The organism is Streptomyces sp. NPDC016640, assembly GCF_043076215.1.
In the GTDB taxonomy this organism is placed as follows: Bacteria; Actinomycetota; Actinomycetes; order Streptomycetales; family Streptomycetaceae; genus Streptomyces.
The window spans coordinates 78730-96867 of record NZ_JBIBRG010000006.1 but is presented as its reverse complement, the minus strand read 5'-3'; the positions used below and the strand labels follow the sequence as shown (position 1 = coordinate 96867).

At 72.6% G+C, this 18138-nt stretch carries 14 protein-coding genes and 1 pseudogene; 10 read left to right on the top strand and 5 right to left on the bottom strand.

What is annotated here, in order from left to right:
- Positions 1 to 193: 193 nt before the first annotated feature.
- Positions 194 to 424, bottom strand: a complete 231-nt coding sequence (locus tag ACF07S_RS14395) for a twin-arginine translocase TatA/TatE family subunit (RefSeq protein ID WP_391962732.1) — start codon at positions 422 to 424, stop codon at positions 194 to 196.
- Positions 425 to 592: 168 nt separating this feature from the next.
- Between ACF07S_RS14395 and ACF07S_RS14390 the strand changes: the two genes are divergently transcribed.
- Positions 593 to 982 (top strand): BlaI/MecI/CopY family transcriptional regulator, encoded by a 390-nt coding sequence (locus ACF07S_RS14390; RefSeq protein WP_391962733.1) that lies wholly within the window; start codon positions 593 to 595, stop codon positions 980 to 982.
- Between the two features lie 6 nt (positions 983 to 988).
- Positions 989 to 1918 (top strand): M56 family metallopeptidase, encoded by a 930-nt coding sequence (locus tag ACF07S_RS14385; protein WP_391962734.1) that lies wholly within the window; start codon positions 989 to 991, stop codon positions 1916 to 1918.
- Positions 1919 to 2082: 164 nt separating this feature from the next.
- On the opposite strand, the gene ACF07S_RS14380 is transcribed toward ACF07S_RS14385, so the two are convergent.
- Positions 2083 to 2538 carry a tellurite resistance TerB family protein gene (locus ACF07S_RS14380; RefSeq protein WP_391962735.1) on the bottom strand — a complete coding sequence of 152 codons (456 nt, stop codon included), beginning with the start codon at positions 2536 to 2538 and terminating at the stop codon, positions 2083 to 2085.
- A gap of 108 nt (positions 2539 to 2646) precedes the next feature.
- The gene (locus ACF07S_RS14375) at positions 2647 to 3624 is read right to left on the bottom strand and encodes a sporulation protein (protein WP_391962736.1); all 978 of its coding nucleotides are present in this window, start codon (positions 3622 to 3624) and stop codon (positions 2647 to 2649) included.
- Between the two features lie 381 nt (positions 3625 to 4005).
- Here ACF07S_RS14375 and ACF07S_RS14370 point away from each other — a divergent pair, with 381 nt between their 5' ends.
- From ACF07S_RS14370 to ACF07S_RS14340, 7 genes and pseudogenes are all read left to right on the top strand, one after another.
- Complete coding sequence (locus ACF07S_RS14370) at positions 4006 to 5343, top strand: hemolysin family protein (RefSeq protein ID WP_391962737.1); 1338 nt, start codon at positions 4006 to 4008, stop codon at positions 5341 to 5343.
- On the top strand, positions 5340 to 6362 hold the full coding sequence (locus ACF07S_RS14365; RefSeq protein ID WP_391962738.1) for a hemolysin family protein: 1023 nt from the start codon (positions 5340 to 5342) through the stop codon (positions 6360 to 6362). The genes ACF07S_RS14370 and ACF07S_RS14365 overlap by 4 nt, the downstream gene beginning before the upstream one ends.
- 334 nt (positions 6363 to 6696) lie before the next feature.
- Positions 6697 to 6819, top strand: a complete 123-nt coding sequence (locus ACF07S_RS14360) for a hypothetical protein (RefSeq protein ID WP_391962739.1) — start codon at positions 6697 to 6699, stop codon at positions 6817 to 6819.
- A gap of 224 nt (positions 6820 to 7043) precedes the next feature.
- Positions 7044 to 10115 (top strand): hypothetical protein, encoded by a 3072-nt coding sequence (locus ACF07S_RS14355; protein WP_391962740.1) that lies wholly within the window; start codon positions 7044 to 7046, stop codon positions 10113 to 10115.
- A 37-nt stretch (positions 10116 to 10152) separates the two neighbouring features.
- A pseudogene (locus tag ACF07S_RS14350) lies at positions 10153 to 10794 on the top strand (lanthionine synthetase LanC family protein); the annotation flags it as partial.
- 304 nt (positions 10795 to 11098) lie between these two features.
- Positions 11099 to 13774, top strand: a complete 2676-nt coding sequence (locus tag ACF07S_RS14345) for an ABC transporter substrate-binding protein (protein WP_391974282.1) — start codon at positions 11099 to 11101, stop codon at positions 13772 to 13774.
- A gap of 112 nt (positions 13775 to 13886) precedes the next feature.
- A complete protein-coding gene (locus ACF07S_RS14340; protein ID WP_391962742.1) occupies positions 13887 to 14303 on the top strand; it encodes a DUF1761 domain-containing protein in 417 nt (138 codons plus the stop codon).
- A 66-nt stretch (positions 14304 to 14369) separates the two neighbouring features.
- Here the strand turns inward: ACF07S_RS14340 and ACF07S_RS14335 are convergent, their stop codons facing one another.
- Both ACF07S_RS14335 and ctaD read right to left on the bottom strand, forming a co-directional pair.
- Positions 14370 to 14744 carry a hypothetical protein gene (locus ACF07S_RS14335; protein WP_391962743.1) on the bottom strand — a complete coding sequence of 125 codons (375 nt, stop codon included), beginning with the start codon at positions 14742 to 14744 and terminating at the stop codon, positions 14370 to 14372.
- Entirely contained in the window at positions 14741 to 16456 is a 1716-nt protein-coding gene (ctaD, locus tag ACF07S_RS14330) for a cytochrome c oxidase subunit I (RefSeq protein ID WP_391962744.1), read from the bottom strand. The genes ACF07S_RS14335 and ctaD overlap by 4 nt, the downstream gene beginning before the upstream one ends.
- A gap of 479 nt (positions 16457 to 16935) precedes the next feature.
- Between ctaD and ACF07S_RS14325 the strand changes: the two genes are divergently transcribed.
- Positions 16936 to 18135, top strand: a complete 1200-nt coding sequence (locus tag ACF07S_RS14325; protein ID WP_391962745.1) for a hypothetical protein — start codon at positions 16936 to 16938, stop codon at positions 18133 to 18135.
- Positions 18136 to 18138 lie beyond the last annotated feature (3 nt).

The window sequence follows — 18138 nt, the reverse complement described above, 5'->3', positions numbered from 1 at the left end:
TTCCCACCTGCCGGCTGCTTCGGAGTGACTCGGTGCACCTGTCCAGGAAGCAACGGTCGCATGCCTCCCCGGCACACACCGGTCCGCGCCGCCGGGGAGGTCACGGCCGGCGGAGCACTCCCGGGGCGGTCACCCGGGCGTCAGGGCCGTCGCCCCGCCACGCTCGCCCGCGCGGCCGTCGCCGGGCCGCCCGTCACTGCCGGTGCCGCTGTGTGCCCCCGGGCTCCGGCTCGCCCGGGGTGACGGTCTCCCCGGGGATCACCCGGGGCGCGTCCGGCGCGTCCTCGTCCTTCATCGCCCTGGCCTCGGCCTTCAGGATGCGCGCCGACTTGCCCGCCGAGCGGGCCAGCTCGGGCAGCTTCCTGGCGCAGAGCACGGCGATGACGACGACGAGGATGATCGCGAGTTCGCTCAGTCCGAACATGAGGGTCCCGTTCTTCCGGTGGGCTGGGTGAGGTGCCGGCGCGGGCAGGGCGGCACCACGGGAATCTACAGCACTGTAGAAAAATCGGTGGGTGGTCTCTGCTTTCCTTACGATGTACCGCCTGGTGTACCGAAGGTGACGCGCGGGTCGGCGGAAGGGAGACAGGGCATGGCGGATGAGCGGCAGCGCCCCCGGCGGCGGGGGCAGGGCGAGCTGGAGGCGCTGGTCCTGGAGGCGCTGCGGGAGGCGGACGGGCCGGCGACGGCCGGCTGGGTGCAGGAGCGGCTCGGCGGGGACCTCGCCTATACGACGGTGATCACGATCCTGACCCGGCTGCTGGCCAAGGGCGCGGTGACCCGGGAGCGCGCGGGCCGGTCCTTCGCCTGGACGTCGGCCTCGGACCAGGCCGGCCTCGCGGCGCACCGGATGCGCAGGGTGCTGGACGCCGAGAGCGACCGGGAGGCGGTGCTGGCCAGCTTCGTCACCGGCCTGGGGCCGAACGACGAGCGGCTGCTGCGGGAGCTCCTGGGGCGGGCCGGGAGCGAAGGGGAGGACTGACGCCTCATGGGGGTCTTCGTCTTCCTGCCGCTCGTGCTGCCGCTCACGGCCTGGCCCGTCGCGCGCCTGGCCGAACAGCATCTGCACCCCCGTGCGGCGACCGGACTGCTCACGGCCGTCGCCGCGGTGATGGCGACGTGCAGCACGGTGTGCCTGGGACTGGTGATGGTGGTGGGCACCGCCCAGCTGCCCGGCAATCCGCTGCCCGACGGCTGGTCGGACCCCGAGGTGCGGGCGGCGGTGCCGTACGACGAGGTCGTCGGCAAGGCGGCGATCCCGGCGCTGTGCGCGGTGGTCGTCGCCTGCGGCCGGACCCTGTGGCGGCACGGCCGGGTGCGCCGCCGCGCCCACCGGGCGCTGGCCGGGCTGCCGGACACCGAGGTCGCCGTCCTGACCGACGACGTTCCCTACGCGTACGCGCTTCCCGGCCGCCGCGACCGGGTCGTGGTGACCACCGCCCTGCTCGACTGCCTCGAACCGGCCGAGCGGCGCGCCCTGTTCGCCCACGAGCGGGCCCACCTGACCGCCCGTCACCACCGGTTCCTGCTCGCCGTCCGGCTGGCCGCGCGCGCCAACCCTTTCCTGCGCCCGCTGCGTACGGCCGTCTCCTTCACGACGGAACGCTGGGCGGACGAGGAGGCGGCCGAGGCCGTCGGCAGCCGTCGCGCGGTGGCGCGCGCCATCGGCAAGGCGGCCCTCGTCTCCACGGGAACCCCGGTGGCCACGCTCGCGGGCCTCGCGGCCCCGGGGCCGGTGCCGCGCCGGGTGGCGGCCCTGCTCGGCCCGGCCCCGGCGGTGCGCAGCTGGCCGTCGGTGTTCACCGCGGTGGGCCTGGCGGCGTGGAGCGCTGCCGCCGGGACGGCCGTGTCCGCGATGTCGTCCGCGAACTCGGCCGTCACGATGGTCGTCATCCTCCAGGCGGCGACACCGCTCTGACCCGCCGCGCGTGCCGCCACCGCGCGGCTGCACCGCTCCGGCGCGCCGTGCGTGGCGATCCCGCTCCGACGCGGCGCGCACGGTGGCGCAGTCCGGCAGCCCGCGTGTGGTGCCGCCGCTCGGCCGGCCGCCGCGTGGGGCGCCGGGGCTCCGGTCGTCGGAGGTCAGAGGTCGAACTCGTGCGGCGGCAGGCCGAGGGCGAAGCACGCCTCGCGGACGACGGCCTGTTCGTCCTTGTCGAAGTGACCGTCGGCGCCGCCGATGACGATGCCGATCTGGATCACGGCCCGGGCCTCGGCGGGCTTCTTCTTCGCCTTGGCGATCTCCTGCAGCACGCTCACCCTGCCGAAGTCGAAGTCGGCGGTCAGCCTGTCCAGGTTCTCCTCGAAGCGCCGGCGCAGGTCGTCGGCCGGGAAGTTCTGCAGCACCTCGTTGGACGCGATCAGCTGGGCCACCCGCTGCCGCTCGGAGGGGTCGACGGTGCCGTCGGCGGCGGCGACGAGCGCGCACACGGCCATGCTCGCGTCGCGGAAGGCGCCGCTCCTGAGGTCGTTCTTCTTCGCCGTCAACTGGGTCTGCATCGTCGATGCTGACTCCCTGATGCGGTCCCACAGGGCCATGAGAACTCCAGACGGGTACGGGGCTTCGGGGCCGTCCGGATCGGACGGCCCCTCATTTCTACAGCATTGTAGAATTGGATGGCGCGGTTCCCGCCCGGAGGCGACCGCTCAGCCCTCTTCCTCCTCGCCCTCGAAGAAGTCACCGACCTCGTCGACGACTTCGGCCGCGACCGTGCCGCCGACGACACCGGCCGCCAGCCCGGCGGCGCCCGCGGCGACCACGGTGCCCGTGCCCGGTCCGCAACGGTGTCCGTCGTGGTGCCGGTCGTCGGGCCCGTACCCGTGCTCGTGTCCGTACGCGGCGTGCGAGCCGTACGGCGCCCGGTGCTCCACGAGCCGCCGGATCCAGCCGCCGACCTCGGCCTCCCAGTCGCGCGAGTCGTGGTGGCCGACCGTGAAGCGGGTGAGCGCGTCGTGACCGGAGGGGAGCGGGCCGCCGCGCCTGTCGGCCTCCAGCACCACCTCGAGGCCGGCCGGGTCCGCGAGGAAGGTCACCTCGATCTCGCTGACCTGGTGGGCGTACCGCGGCGCGGGGATGAGTTCGATCTCCTGGTGGAACGGCAGCCGTTGCCCCGTGCCGCCGATCCGCCCGAGCTCCAGGTCGGCCGAGCCGAAGCCGAAGCCGAGCCGGCCGAAGGCCTCCAGGACCGCCTCCTGCGCGGGCAGCGGCGCCACGGTCAGCGGGTCGAGGTCGCCCTTGTCCTTCGCGCCCGCAACCGACAGCTCCGTGCGCACCCCGAGGACGACACCGAGGGCCTGCCCGTGCAGTTCGGTGACCGGCGTCTCCCAGGGCAGGGTCACACGGAACGGCACGGACCGCTCCTCGCCCTCGGCGAGCCGGAATCCGCCGCCGACGGTGAACCGCTCGAAGGGGACGACCCCCTCGTTCTCGCCGTCCCCGTGCTCGATCTCGACCCGCGCCACCAGCTCCAGGGTGATGTGCTCGATGTCGAAGTCGGCGTTGCCGCCCTTGAGGTGCACCTGGCCGGCGAGCGCGGCGCCGGGCCGGACCGGTCCCGGGTCGAGGACCGTGTCCACGGTGGGGCCGCCCACGCCGAGCGAACCGAGCAGTCGTCTGAACACCATGGTGGCGTTCTCTCCTTCACATGCGTGCGTGCGATCTACGGAGACGACCGGGAACCGCCGGGACCGGCCCGCGAGGGCGGGAACAACCGGGGGGACCATGTCGTTCTCTACAAGCGAGTAGAAGCATAGGGTGGTCATGGCCGGCGGAGCCGCTGCCGGGGACCCCGGTGCGGGAAAGTCCGAAAACGGTCGCACCTTGGCTGCCGCGAAGGACTCGACCGGAACGCTTTGCTCGTCTTTTACCATGAGGTGGAGGGCACCCCGCCCTCCCCGATCCGTCGAACCGAGAAGGAGACCCGAGCCCGCGATGGGTGAGCCTCCCAGTACCAGCCGTGCCACGCCCCGCACGGTCCCCGCACACGAGGGAGCGAGGGCGGCACGGTGACCGAGATCCTGCTGCTCCTGGCGGCCCTCCTCCTCACTCTGGCCTGCGCGGTGTTCGTCGCGGCCGAGTTCTCCCTGACCACCGTCGAGCGCGGTGAGCTGGAGCGGGCCGTCGAGGCGGGCGAGCGGGGCGCCGAGGGCGCCCTGACCGCCGTACGCCGTCTGACCCTCCAGCTCTCCGGTGCCCAGCTGGGCATCACGGTCACCTCACTGGTGATCGGCATGCTCGCCGAGCCGTCGCTGGCCGGTCTCCTGAGGGGCCCACTGAAGGCGGTCGGCCTCGGCGGAGCGGCCTCGTCCGTGGCGACCGTGCTGGGCGTGGCCGTCTCGACCGTCGTGCTGATGGTGGTCGGCGAGCTGGTGCCCAAGAACTGGGCGATCTCCCGCCCGCTGGCCGTCGCCAAGGTGGTGGCGGGTCCGCAGCGCGCCTTCACGGCCGCCTTCGGTCCCTTCATCCGCCATCTGAACAACACGGCGAACCGTGCCGTACGGCGCCTGGGCCTGGAGCCCGCCGAGGAGCTGGCCTCCGCCCGCACGCCCGACGAGCTCGTCGCGCTCGCCCGGCACTCCGCCGCCGAGGGCGCCCTGGAGGCGGACTCCGCCGAACTGTTCGTCCGCACCCTGCACCTGGGCGAGCTCACCGCGGAGAACGTCATGACACCGCGCGTCGACGTCAAGGCGCTCGAGGCGCACGCGACGGCCGCCGACGCCGCCAACCTGACCCACGCCACCGGCCTGTCCCGCTTCCCGGTCTACCGGGGCAGCCTGGACGAGGTCATCGGCACCGTCCACATCCGTGACGTCCTCGCCCTCGACCCGCGCGAACGGGCCGGCACCCCGGTCACCGAACTGGCCACCGCGCCCCTGCTGGTCCCCGACAGCCTGCCCGCCGACCGGCTCCTGGAACGCATGCGGGCGTCCCGCACGATGGCCGTCGTCATCGACGAGTACGGCGGCACGGCGGGTCTGGTGACGGTGGAGGACATCGTCGAGGAGGTCATCGGCGAGGTCCGCGACGAGCACGACCCCGTCGAGGTCCCCGACCTGCTGCCCGCCCCGCGCACCCCGGACGGGCGCCAGGTGTGGGAGGCGGACGGCGGCGTACGCCTCGACGAGCTCGCCGGGATAGGACTGACCGCCCCGGAGGGCCCCTACGAGACGGTCGCCGGACTGATCGCCACCCGCCTGGCCCGTATCCCCGCCGAGGGGGACGTGGTCGACCTCGACGGCTGGCGGCTCGACGTCCTCGACGTCGACCACCGCCGCGCCGACCGCGTCCGCATCACCGCCCCGGCCGCCGGCCGTCCGGCCCGGCTCACGGAGGACGCCCGATGACCGTCCTGCAACTCGTCATCGGCGCCCTGACGCTGGTGACCAACGCCTTCTTCGTCGGCGCCGAGTTCGCACTGCTCTCGGTGCGCCGCAGCCAGATCGAACCCGACGCCCAGGCGGGCAACCGGCGCGCGAGGATGACCCTGTGGGGGCTGGAGCACCTCTCCGCCATGCTGGCCACCGCCCAGCTGGGCATCACCGTGTCGTCGCTGGTGCTCGGCGCGGTCGCGGAGCCGGCCATCGCCCACCTGCTGGAGCCCGGCTTCGAGGCGGTCCACGTCCCCGGCGGCCTGGTGCACCCGATCGCGTTCGTCATCGCCCTGGCGGTGGCGACGTATCTGCACATGCTGATCGGCGAGATGGTGCCGAAGAACATCGCGCTCGCGGCGCCGGTCCCCACGGCGCTGCTGCTCGGCCCGCTGCTGGTGGCCCTCACCGGGGCCCTGAAGCCGGTGATCTTCGGGATCAACGCCTTCGCCAACACCCTGCTGAAACTGCTGCGGGTGGAGCCGAAGGACGAGGTCGGGTCCGTCTTCACCGACGACCAGCTGGCCCGCATGGTCGTCGAGGCGGGCGAGGCCGGGCTGCTCTCCCCGGCCGACGGCGAGCGGCTGCGGGACGCGCTGGAACTGGGCACCCGCCCGGTCGGCGAGATCCTGGTCCCGGTGCGGAGCATGCGGACGGTCGACACGGCGGTCACCCCGGCGCGTCTGGAGCGGCTGGCCGCCGACGCGGGCTACTCCCGCTTCCCGGTCACCGGCCGTGAGGGGGCGCTCCTGGGCTACCTGCACATCAAGGACACCCTGGGCGTCGCCGACCGCGACCGGCCCTTCCCGCGCCAGGCCCTGCACCCGGTCACCCGGGTGCACATCGACACCCCGCTGGACGACACCCTCACCGCCCTGCGTGCCGCGGGCAGCCATCTGGCCGCCGTACTCGGCGAGGGCGGCAAGGTGATCGGGTTCGTGACGATGGAGGACGTACTGACGGAGCTGGTCGGCCCCGCCCCGTCCGGCACCTGACCGGCGCCCCGCCGACGACAGGAGACGGGCCGGAGCCCCCGCGGGGGTTCCGGCCCGCTCGCGTCCGCGAGCAGGCGCCGCCTCACCGGACGCGGACCACAGGCGTCACCGTCCGCCCCCGTGCCGCGCTCCGGGCCGCGTACGGCGCGTATGGCGCGTATGGCGTGTCCGGCGCGGCGCCCCGCCCCGGACACCCGACACCCCCTGCCGGTGAGCAGACGGACGGCCGGCTGCTCCCCGCTCGTCTCAACTCGTCCACGACGCCTTCACGTCCCCGAAAGTGGGTCTTGACCGGCCGTTCGCCGGTCGACCTCGCTGAGACGGGAGACCTGACATGCCTCGACGCCCGCTGAACCGCCGCGAATGGCTGACCCTCGGGGGAATCGTCCTCGGCAGCGTCGTCTCCGGCGTCGTCGGAGCGGGCGCCGACGAGATGCTCAGGGCGCTCCTGTACTGACCGGGCCACCGAACGGGCGCCCGCGGCAGGGCCGTTGGCGCGGACATCACCCTCCGGTGGTCCGGCGCGCGTAGTACACCACGGCGGATTTCATGACCTTACGGGCGGCTTCGGCTCCCATGGGCAAGGATGCATCGATGACCAGTCACAACAGAGGCCCGCGGCAAGGGAGTCAGCGGAGGATCACACGACCCCGGGGCGTCACTCCGGCACCGCTGCGGGACTTGAAGGACTACCTCTACCAGCTCTACGTCGAAGCCGGGGCGCCGCCGACGCAGCGCATGGCGGTGGAGATCGAACAGGACGACGCCCTCCCGGGCAGCCCCTCGAAGGCCACCATCCACCGGATCATCAGCTCCAGGGAACTCCCGGCGGCGCAGGAGGACGTCGTCTCCGTCGCCCTCGCGCTGGCCCGCGGAGCGGGACGGAACCCGGCCGAGGTGGACACCCGGGTCCGGAGGATGTGGGTGGCGGCCCACTTCGCCCGGCCACTGGGCACCCCCGTGTCCGACCTCGATCCGTTCGCCCTGGAGGTGCACCGGGCGATCGACGTGCCCGGTGAGCAGCCGGTCTCCCGGTTGCCCGCCTACGTCCCGCGGGATCACGACACGGCGCTGGGCGCACTCGTGGACCGGGCCATCGACGGCGAGAGCCTGCTGGTCACGCTGGTCGGAGAGTCCTCGACCGGGAAGACCCGCGCCTGCTGGGAGGCGCTGGAGCGGCTTCCGGCGGACTGGCGCGTCTGGCACCCGTTCGATCCGACCCGCCCGGACGCCGTGCTCGTCCACCTCGAAGAGGTCGGCCCGCAGACGGTGATCTGGCTGAACGAGGCCCAGCACTACCTCCTCGCCCCGGACGCCAGGACCGCCGAGGGCATCGCCGCCGGCCTGCGCTCGGTCCTGACCGACCGGAGCCGTAGCCCGGTGCTGGTCCTCGCCACCATCTGGCCGCGCTTCTGGGAACCCCTGACGGCGCCGTCGCCCACGGGTGCGTACGACCGCTACGAACAGCAGCGCAAGCTGCTGACCGGCCTCGGCCGGTGCGTCGAGGTGCCGAGGGCATTCACCGAGACCGACCTGCGCCGGGCCCGCCGGAAGGCGAATGGTGATCCCAGGCTCGCCAGCGCTCTGAAGGGGGCGAGCCACGGGGAGATCACGCAGTTCCTCGCCGGCGTCCCGGAACTCATGCGGCGCTACCTGTGCGCGGCGCCCGCGGAGAAGGCCCTGATCCACGCGGCCATGGACTACCGCAGGCTGGGGTACGGGCCGGCGCTCCCCCACGAACTCCTCGTCGAGGCCGCCGAGGGCTATCTGAAGGAGCACGAACTCGGCCTGCGCGCAGGGGACTGGCGGGAGGAGGCGCTGGCGTACTGCGCCCTGCCGTGCCACGGGGTACCCGGCCCGCTGACACCCGTGCCGTCCCGCGGCGGCGAGGACACGGGACGGACGTACCGGCTGGCGGACTACCTCGAACAGCACGGCCGTGTCGAACGCCGCCTGATGTGTCCGCCGGCCTCGTTCTGGGAGGCGGCGATCCGCCACTGCGCCGGTACCGACGACAGCGTCGCGCTCGCGCGTGCCGCGCAGCGAAGGGGACGTCTGAAGGTCGCGGCGGCGCTCTACGAGAACGCGCTGAACGAGGGGAACGCCGACGTCCGAACCGAACTGGCCCGGCTCGCCGAGGGCGTGGGGGACGTCGTCAAGGCGAAGGAGTGCCACGAGGCCGCCTGGGCGGCCGACCGGCGGGCGCGCTGGGAGCTGGTGCGCCTGCGTCAGCTTCTGGGGGAGCCGGGCCGGGCGGAGGAACTGGCGCACGAGGCCGCCAACCAGGGCGACAGCACGTCACTGACCAGGCTGGCCCGCCTGCGTCAGGAGGCCGGCGACGACGAGGGGGCGCAGCGCCTCACCAGGAACGCCGCTGCCCGGGGCAGGATCAGGACGTATGCGGGACTGGCCCGCTCCAGGGAAGAGGTGGGCGACCGGGGCCGCGCGGAGACGCTCGCCTTCCTGGCCCTGGACAAGACGGGCAGCACCTACGCCCTGTCGGACCTGGTGGGCATGCGGGAGAAGGCCGGCGACGGCGCGGCGGCGGAGCACCTGGTACGCGCGGCCGCCGACCGGGGCAAGGTACGTCCCGCCATCAGGCTGGCCGGCATGCGCTGGAAGGCCGGTGACCGGCAGGGCGCGACCCGCGCCCTCGACCTCGCAGCCGAGTCGGGAAGCATCTTCGCCCTCACCGAACTCGCCCGCCTGAAAAGGAGATGGGGGGACGTCGACGGGGCGGAACGGTTCCTGCGGGCGGCGGTGGACCAGGGCAGCACGGTCGCCCTGACCGAACTGGCCCGGCTGCGCGAGCGGGCCGGGGACCGGCAGGCCGCGCTCGGGCTCTACCACCGCGCGGCCGGCCGCGGGAACACGGACGCGCTGGCCCACCTCGCCCTGCTGCGGGAGGAGGAGGGAGCCGGTGAGGAAGCCGAACGCATGGCGTGCAGCGCCGCGGACGGGGGCAGTACCTTCGCGCTCCTCGAACTGGCGTGGCTGCGCGAGCAGTCCAGCGACCGCGAGGGCGCCGAGCGGCTGGCCCGCACGGCCCACCGCGCGGGCAACACCGGGGCGCTGGTCCTGCTCGCCCGGCTGAGGGAGAAGGCCGGTGACAGCTCCGGCGCGGAGGACCTCGTCCTTCAGGCGGCGGCCGCGGGCGACAGCCGCGTGCTCAAGGAGTTCGTGGTGCGCAGGGAGAAGGGCGGTGACAGCGAAGGGGCCGAGCGGCTGGCCTCGGCCGGGGGCGGCGCGGTGCTCCTGCAACTGGCCGGCCTGTGGGAGGCGGAGGGCAGGCAGGCGGAGGCGGAACGGCTCTACCGGCGGGCGGCGGACCTGGGACAGACGCACGCGCTGGGGGAACTGGCCCGCCTGAGGCAGCAGGCCGGCGACAACGAGGCGGCGGAGGACCACGCCGCCGCCGCGGCACGGGCGGGGCACGTGGAGGCGCTCTCGGACCTCGCGCACGTGTATGCCCGCAGGGGATGGGCGGGTGACGCGGACCGCCTGTACCGGGCCGCGATCGACGCGGGGTACGCCGGCGCGCTGACCCACCTCGCCGCGCTGCGCGGCCAGTCGGACGCGCGATGGGAGCACCTCCCACGCTACGGCCTCACCGCGGACGGCGGCCTGTCGGACCCCTGGTGCTTCGGCTGCTCCGGGAAACCGGAGCCCTCGGCGGGGCACTGCGCAGGACACGACGCGGCACCCCGCGGCCATGGTCCGCGCCCTGCCGGGACGTATCCCACCCGGAGGTGAACGTGGACACGCGTGAGACGGCCGAATCGCCGTGCGTGCCGCCGGCGGGGCCACCGGCCGTGCGGACCTCCTCGATCTGGCGCTGACCGGTGCCGCGGACGTCGTCGCGCGGGACGGAGCGGGGCCGGACGGCTTCCTGGTGCCGCACTCCACCCCGCAGTACCGTCCCGATGTCATCGACCCCGTCAGCTACGGCTGGTGCCACGGCCCGGCCGGCGACGCCCAGGCCTTCCGGCTGCTGCGGGACGTCACGGACGACCCCGTCTGGTCCGCCCTGGCCGCCCGCTCCGGACTGCCCCGCCGGCTGCGCCCCGGCTTCTGGGACAACAACGGCCGCTGCTGCGGCACCGCCGGGGTCCTCGCCCTGGCCTGTGACCGGATCGCCGAACAGCGGGACCCGTACGACTTCGCCCACGTCCTCGTCGCCGATCTCACCGCCCGCGCGATCCGGGACACCGACGGCGCCCGCTGGTCCAACGTCGAGCACCGGGCCACCCCGGTCGGTCTCGAACCCCGCACCGGCTGGGCGATGGGCAACGCGGGCATCGTCCGCGAACTCCTGCGCTTCGTACGGCTGTGCCGCGGCGGCGACCCCCGGTACGCCTTCGCCTGGCCGGACCAGCCCCCGGTATCCGCTGCGCCCACGGCCGGCGGTGCCGGCACGCACGCGGTGCCCTGACGCGGGGCGGGCCGGCCCAGCCCGGCCCGGCGGAAGGAGCGCGGGACCGGCCTCCGGGCGGCGGTGCCGGAACACCTCCTCACCGCGGGTGACCGCGAGGGCAGGGGGCACGGGGCGCGTGGGACGACGGGTGGGAGCACCTCCGAAAGCCCATTGTGGCCCCCGCCGCATCGCGGCTAACCTTCAACTCCTTTCCCCGCCCTCCTTCTCTCAACTCCGCTTACAGCAAGTCGAGTTCATTCAGCAGTAGCCGGTGCCGCCCTTCGGTGCGCGTGTCGATCAGGTTGAACAGGGGGAGTTCCACATGACCACACCTCTCGGCGATCCCAGATTCCCCAACGACCAGGCCATCGAGTTCGTACGGGAGTTCCGCGTCACCGTGGCCCCCGCGTACGAGAACCGGGCGAAGCTGGAGACCAGTCCGCCGCTGTTCCTCCTGCGCGTGCCGCGGGTGTCGTACCGCGCCGGCGTGGACCGTGTCGTCGCCGCCCTGGCCGGAGCGCTGCGCCAGCGGGTGCCGTTCGCCCACCTGCCGGCCGGGACCGGGGCGGACGCCGACGCCCGGCTGCTCTCCGTCGGCGCCGGAGCGCAGTTGTACCGCAGCATGCCGCAGCACATGACCCCCGACCGCTTCCCGCACTTCCACGTCATGTGCGACCTGGTGGAGTACATCAGGGCGCACCCCGAGGAGTGGGCGACGAACGCGAACCAGGCGACGGAGCTGCGGGCCCACGCCAGTGAGCAACGGGCCCACCGCGGCGGACCGCTGGCCTTCACCAGGATGGAGGGCCCGGCCCTGGACGGCCTCGCCGGCTTCCTGGCCAACCTCAGCTGGCTCTCGTTCGTCCAGCTCCTCCCGCGGTGGCTCTGGGCCCGGCGCATCTCCCGCAAGGTGATGCGGGGCTGGCTCGGCGCGGAACCGGTGGCCCAGGGCAGCACCAGCCTCTTCCGGGTGATGGACCACGTGGGCGCCGAGCGCTCCGTCCAGCTCATGGACGACGCGGCCCACGAGGAGGCGCTCCAGGAATTCGACCGGCTCCTCCTGCGCGCCCTGCTGGAAGACCTGCGCCGACCCGGGACCGGCCGCTTCCTGCCCGGTCGGCGCCGCAGAACCAGCCGTCCGGTCCTGTTCGTCGAAGTGCCTCCGGAAGGGGAGCCGGGCGCCCGCGCGGCGGAACGTTTCCTGCGTTCCCTGCGCCGGGCCCAGGCCAGCGCCGGGCCGCCGGGCCCGCTCGTCGTCGCCGTGGGGGTGCCCTCCGCCGCCCTGCTGCGGGAACTGGGCGATCCGGCCGAGAGCACCTTCCCGGAAGCGAGCGTGCGGCTCGCCGACGACGCCGCCGGCGGAGCGCCGGTCCTGGTCGCCGTCTCCGAAGCCGCCCTGGCGGCGGGCGGCGTGCCCGTCCTGCCCGTCGGGCCGCGGACGTTCAGGTTCAGCCGGTACGTGCCGACCGCGATCGCGGTCGGCGCGGCCGCGCTCGCCCTGATCACCGCCGGAGTGCTGCTCCCGCCCGTCCTCTTCCCCCCGCCCCGCGACTGCCTCGGCGGCACCGGATCCGTGGCGCAGTCCGCTCCGGCGGAACCGATCCCGGTGCAGACCACCGCCTGGTACGAGGCGGCCGTGCGGACCATCGACGAACAGAACGCGCGCGTCGCGCAGCACGCCCGTCACGGCCGTACCGTGCGGACGGTCGTCGCCTTCGTGTCCGACCCGCCGAGGACCGACGACGAGACGCGCTTCGACGGGACGATCCCGGAGCTGCGCGGCATCGCGATGTGGCAGAAGAAACTGAACCTCGAGGCCGTCGCCAACGACTCCCTGATCCCCCTGCGCGTGGACGTGCGCGAGGCCGGAGTCGCCTTCCGCGACGCCGAGAGCGAGGCGAGGAAGCTCGTCGCGGAGGTGGCGGACGAGGAGAGCGTCCCGGCGTCCGACCGGGTCGTCGGCGTCCTCGGCTTCGCGCAGAGCCGTGACGAGACCCAGGCGGCCCTGCGGGTCCTGGGCGAGGCGGGCATCCCCTCGATCGGCACCACCGCGACCGCCGACGAGATGCTCACCGGCCCCGCCGCCCGTACCTACTGGCCGTCCACGCCGTTCAACTCGCGCGAGGCCAGGATCGAGGCGGACTTCGCGCACACGAAGAACATCGTGGCCGAGCCCGGCTCCGAGGACCGCTGCGCCCCGGCGGAGCACGCGATCGTGATCGAGAGCTCCGCGGACCTGTACAGCCACAGCCTCGCCCGCCGGTTCGTCGACGAGTTCGACGGCACGCACCAGGCGTTCGACTTCAACCAGGACGGCGACTTCGGCTCCGCACCGCTGAGCGGCGCCGTCAGCCAGCCCGACGCCGACCGGCTGGCACGGGCGCTGTGCGACGCGCTGGAGGACGAACCGGACTCGGTGGTGTACTGGTCGGCGCGGTCCAAGGACTTCACCGCGCTCATCAACTCCATGGACACCGCCGGGACGTGCACCGCGCGCGACGTGACGGTGCTCGGCGGCAACGAGCTGACCAACGTGGCCCAGACCGGCGCCTTCGCCAACAAGGACTGGCTGCGCCTGTACTACTCCGCGCACCGGCTGCCGGACGACCACCCGGACGCGAGCGACGGGACGAGCGAGTTCGTCGACGAGTACGACGCCTATGTGAGGGCCACCACCGAAGGCACCGACCCCTGGCGGCAGGACGGCCACTCCGCCGTCTCGTACGACGCCTTCCACGTCCTGTCGGAGGCGGTGCGCAAGGCCGGACTGGCCGACCCGGAGATCGACCGCAAGTCCGTCCTGCTGGTCCTCGGCGCCGGCATCGCCTTCAACGGAGCCACCGGATACGTCTCCTACGACGGCGCCAACGCCCCGCCCCACGACAAGACGCTCGTCCTGCTGCGCCAGTCGGGAAAACACCCGGAGGCAGTCCTCGCCTGCGGCGCCTACAGCCGGCACCAGTCGAGCGAGGCCCAGGGCCCGCCCTGCACGGACTGACCCCACTCCCGGCGTCCGGTGGAACGGGTGGAGGACACGACCTGTCCTGTACCTCGCGCAGACTCGGGTTCTCGGCGGTCACAGGGGCCGCCCGTCCCCGAGGAGTCTGCGCGTGTTCTCCGTTCTCGCCGACATCGACTGGCCGGCCGTCGCGATCGCGGCCGTCGTCTCGTTCCTGCTGGCCGGCGTGTGGTTCGCGGTCGTGATCGCCAAGCCGTACGCCGTCGCCCTCGGCCGCGAGGGCGCGCCGAGACCCGCACCGACGGCGGTCGCCGCGGCGGGTCCCCCGGTGTGCCTCCTCGTCACCGTCCTGACCACCGCCGTGCTCGTCGAGGCACTCGGCATCACCGGCATCGGTGACGCGGTGGTCTTCGGGCTCCTCGTCGGCGTCGGCTATCTCGGCGCGATGACCTTCCAGATCGCCATCAACCCGAACTTCCCGCGCCCGCTCTACTACGGCGTCCTCAACGCGCCGTTCTTCGTCATCACGAGTGTGCTCAACAGCGTCGTCCTGGTCGCGATGCGCTAGCCGGCCGGGTGCGCCGGCCGGTCACCGCCGGCACCGCGGTCCCGGCCGGCCGGCGGTGAGCCGCCGCTACCGGACCAGCAGGACGGTCGCCGCGCTCACCGCGCCGGTGGAGAGGAGCATCAGCGAGGCGCACAGGGCGTGCCGCTTCAGCAGGGTGCGGCGCAGGGCCGCGTAGCGGGCCTCGTACTCGTGGCGCAGTGCCTCGGCGCGCTCCGCGGTGGCGCGCAGGGTGCGGTGGGTGAGGGAGAGGCGCTGTTCGACGTACTGCCGTGTGACGTCCTGCGCCTGGGCGGTGGTGAGCCACGGCAGGCGCCCGCAGAGGACCGAGGCCTCGTGCCGTGCCCGCTCCCGCTCGGTGTGGAGCAGCAGGTAACCCTCGACCTGGTGGGCGAGGGCCTCGGCCCGGTGGTTCCGTTCCGCGGCCGGCCGGGGCCGGTTCACGGCCGGTCCCCTTCATGCCCCGGGTCGATGACGTCGCGCTGCCCGGCGTTCTCCTTCTGGTCGAACTGGGCGAGCGCGGGGTGGTGGAGGTCGAAGGCGGGGGATTCGGAACGGACCCTGGGGAGGGTGACGAAGTTGTGGCGGGGCGGCGGGCAGGAGGTGGCCCACTCCAGGGAACGCCCGTACCCCCAGGGGTCGTCGACCTCGACCTTCTCGCCCTTCTGGGCGGTCTTCCACACGTTGTAGAGGAACGGCAGCGTGGACAGGCCGAGGAGGAAGGAACCGATGGAGGACAGGGTGTTCAGGGCGGTGAAGCCGTCGGCGGCCAGGTAGTCCGCGTAGCGGCGGGGCATGCCCTCGGCGCCGAGCCAGTGCTGGACCAGGAACGTGGTGTGGAAGCCGGCGAACAGCGTCCAGAAGTGCACCTTCTCCAACCGCGTGTCGAGCATGGTGCCGGTCATCTTCGGCCACCAGAAGCTGAACCCGCCGAACATCGCGAACACGATCGTGCCGAACAGGACGTAGTGGAAGTGGGCGACGACGAAATAGCTGTCGGTGACGTGGAAGTCCAGCGGAGGCGAGGCGAGGAGCACACCGGTCAGGCCGCCGAAGAGGAAGGTGACCAGGAAGCCGGCCGCCCAGAGCATCGGCGGATCGAACGACAGGGAGCCCTTCCACAGGGTGCCGATCCAGTTGAAGAACTTCACCCCGGTCGGCACCGCGATCAGGAAGCTCATGAAGGAGAAGAACGGCAGCAGCACGGCGCCGGTGGCGAACATGTGGTGCGCCCACACGGTGGCGGACAGGCCGGTGATGGCGATGGTGGCCCCGATCAGCCCCATGTAGCCGAAGATCGGCTTGCGGGCGAAGACGGGGATGATCTCGCTGACCACACCGAAGAACGGCAGCGCGAGGATGTAGACCTCGGGGTGGCCGAAGAACCAGAACAGGTGCTGCCACAGGAGGGGCCCGCCGTTCTCGGCGTTGAACACCTCCGAACCGAAGCGCCGGTCGGACTCCAGCACCAGCAGGGCCGCCGCCAGCACGGGGAAGGCCAGGAGGACCAGCACCGAGGTGAGCAGCACGTTCCAGGTGAAGATCGGCATCCGGAACATGGTCATGCCGGGGGCGCGCATGCAGATGATCGTGGTGATGAAGTTGACCGCGCCGAGGATGGTGCCGAACCCGGACAGCGCCAGCCCCATGATCCACAGGTCACCGCCGATGTGGGCGGTGCGCGTGGGTCCGCTGAGCGGGGTGTAGGCGGTCCACCCGAAGTCGGCCGCCCCCACCGGGGTGAAGAAGCTGCTCATGACGATCAGACCGCCGAAGAGGAACAGCCAGTACGACAGCATGTTCAGCCGGGGGAAGGCGACGTCCGGCGAGCCGATCTGCAGGGGCATGATCGCGTTGGCGAACCCGGCGAAGGTCGGGGTGGCGAAGAGCAGCAGCATGATCGTGCCGTGCATCGTGAACGCCTGGTTGTACTGCTCGTTGGACACGATCTGCAGGCCCGGCCGGGCCAGCTCCGCCCGGATCGCCATGGCCAGCGCGCCGGCGACCAGGAAGAAGGCGAACGACGTGATCAGGTAGAGGTGGCCGATCTTCTTGTGGTCGGTCGTGGTGAGCCACGCGATGACCACCCGGCCCCTGCCGCGTCGTCCCTCCGCGGCCGGTACCGGAGAGAGCGGCTCGGTCGTATGTGTCGCCATGGATGTCCTCGATCACGGTGTGTCGGGCGAAGCCGAGGGCGGCCGCGGGGAGCCGGGGAGTCAAGGGCGCCTCGATGAGGGCCGGGCAGTAGGTGTCCAGTCGCGAGGAAGTTAGTCCACGTTTCCTCGCCGTGGCCCCGATACGGCGGCGTCACAGGGCCGAACGGCTGAGTGATGCATCCAGTCGGGTGAGCGGCCGGACGCGGAGCGACGTCCGGCCGCGGACGGCGGGTCCCGAGGAGAGCGGGACGATCCGGCGGGCGGTATCCGGACGCGCCACGGGCGCGCCACGGACGCGCCACGGCCCGGCCGGCCGGTGGCCCGGTTGACCCACCAGGGGGAACTGCCGGGCGTGGGAGGGCGAGTGGTGGCCGGAACCCGACCCCGGCGCAAGACTGCGAACGGCGCCCGTACTCGTCGCCCCGGAACGGGGTACCCAGGCGGCGCGCGACTCCCCTCGGCCTCAGGAGGCACCCCCCATGACGTTCAATCCGCTGGAGCAGCGGGGCATCCCGCTGGACCGCCAGCTGCGCAGCTGGCGTGAGCTGAACGTGGACCCGATCGACCCGGACCACTGCGACCCGTACACGCGGTGCCGGATCATCACGATGAACGGGATCGAGGTGGAGGCGATCCTGTTCAGCCACCAGCTCGCCCGCAACACGGTGGACCCCGAGGTCAAACGGCAGCTGGCCCGGACCCGGTACATCGAGGCGCAGCAGCAGAAGGTCGTGAACTGGCTGCTTCCGGGTGTGTCGTCGGTGCTGGAGACCACCATCGCCTACGAGCAGGTCGCGGTGGACCTGACGGCGTGGGTGGCGAGGATGGAACCGGACCCGTACCTGAAGCAGGCGTACCAGTTCGGTGTGCTGGAGGACTTCGACCACCTGTACCGGTACGCCAACCTGTACGAGATGATCGAGCACCGCAAGGCGGAGTCGATCGTCGACGGCCTGACCGAGGTCATGCCCGGCAGGCCCACCCGGTTCCACCACCGCGACCCGGTCGACAACGTCCGCGACCCGTACGCCAAGGACGAGACGAACCCGTTGTCGAAGCTCCACGCGCTGACGATCATGTCGGCGGAGCAGCAGACGATGAACTTCTACATGAACACCGGGCCCACCTACATGGAGCCGATCGCCCGTCAGCTGTACCAGGAGATCGGGCTGATCGAGGAGGAGCACGTCACCCACTACGAGTCCCTGGTCGACCCGGGTGAGACGTGGTGGGAGCAGCTGGTCAACCACGAGTACAACGAGTGCTACCTGTACTACTCCTTCATGGAGCAGGAGAGCGACCCGAAGGTCAAGGCGATCTGGGAGCTGCACCTCAACATGGAGCTGGAGCACCTGCACGCCGCCTGCGACCTGATGCGCCGGCACGACGGACGCGACCCCGCCTCGGTACTGGCACCGGAGCTGCCCAACGTGCTCACCTTCGAGCCGAACAAGGGCTACGTGCGGGAGCTGCTGGACACCCAGATGGACCTGACCACCCTCGGGGCCGGCTATGTGCGCGAGGCGCACGAGCGGTTCGAGCGGATGCAGGAGCAGATCCACGGCGGCGAGGCGCCCCCGAGCGACCGCGTGATGGCCGAACACGACGCGATGTTCGGCCGCGAGTACCGCGTCCAGACCGAGGGCGAGCACCCCGATCCCGCGCAGCGCGAGAAGTAGGGG

Bases quoted from the DNA above. Each gene is read 5' to 3' on its own strand.
- ctaD (WP_391962744.1), bottom strand. From the start codon at position 16,456: ATGGCGACACATACGACCGAGCCGCTCTCTCCGGTACCGGCCGCGGAG.
- ACF07S_RS14345 (WP_391974282.1), top strand. From the start codon at position 11,099: ATGACCACACCTCTCGGCGATCCCAGATTCCCCAACGACCAGGCCATC.
- ACF07S_RS14380 (WP_391962735.1), bottom strand. From the start codon at position 2,538: ATGGCCCTGTGGGACCGCATCAGGGAGTCAGCATCGACGATGCAGACC.
- ACF07S_RS14325 (WP_391962745.1), top strand. From the start codon at position 16,936: ATGACGTTCAATCCGCTGGAGCAGCGGGGCATCCCGCTGGACCGCCAG.
- ACF07S_RS14390 (WP_391962733.1), top strand. From the start codon at position 593: ATGGCGGATGAGCGGCAGCGCCCCCGGCGGCGGGGGCAGGGCGAGCTG.
- ACF07S_RS14360 (WP_391962739.1), top strand. From the start codon at position 6,697: ATGCCTCGACGCCCGCTGAACCGCCGCGAATGGCTGACCCTCGGGGGA.
- ACF07S_RS14365 (WP_391962738.1), top strand. From the start codon at position 5,340: ATGACCGTCCTGCAACTCGTCATCGGCGCCCTGACGCTGGTGACCAAC.
- ACF07S_RS14375 (WP_391962736.1), bottom strand. From the start codon at position 3,624: ATGGTGTTCAGACGACTGCTCGGTTCGCTCGGCGTGGGCGGCCCCACC.
- ACF07S_RS14385 (WP_391962734.1), top strand. From the start codon at position 989: ATGGGGGTCTTCGTCTTCCTGCCGCTCGTGCTGCCGCTCACGGCCTGG.
- ACF07S_RS14395 (WP_391962732.1), bottom strand. From the start codon at position 424: ATGTTCGGACTGAGCGAACTCGCGATCATCCTCGTCGTCGTCATCGCC.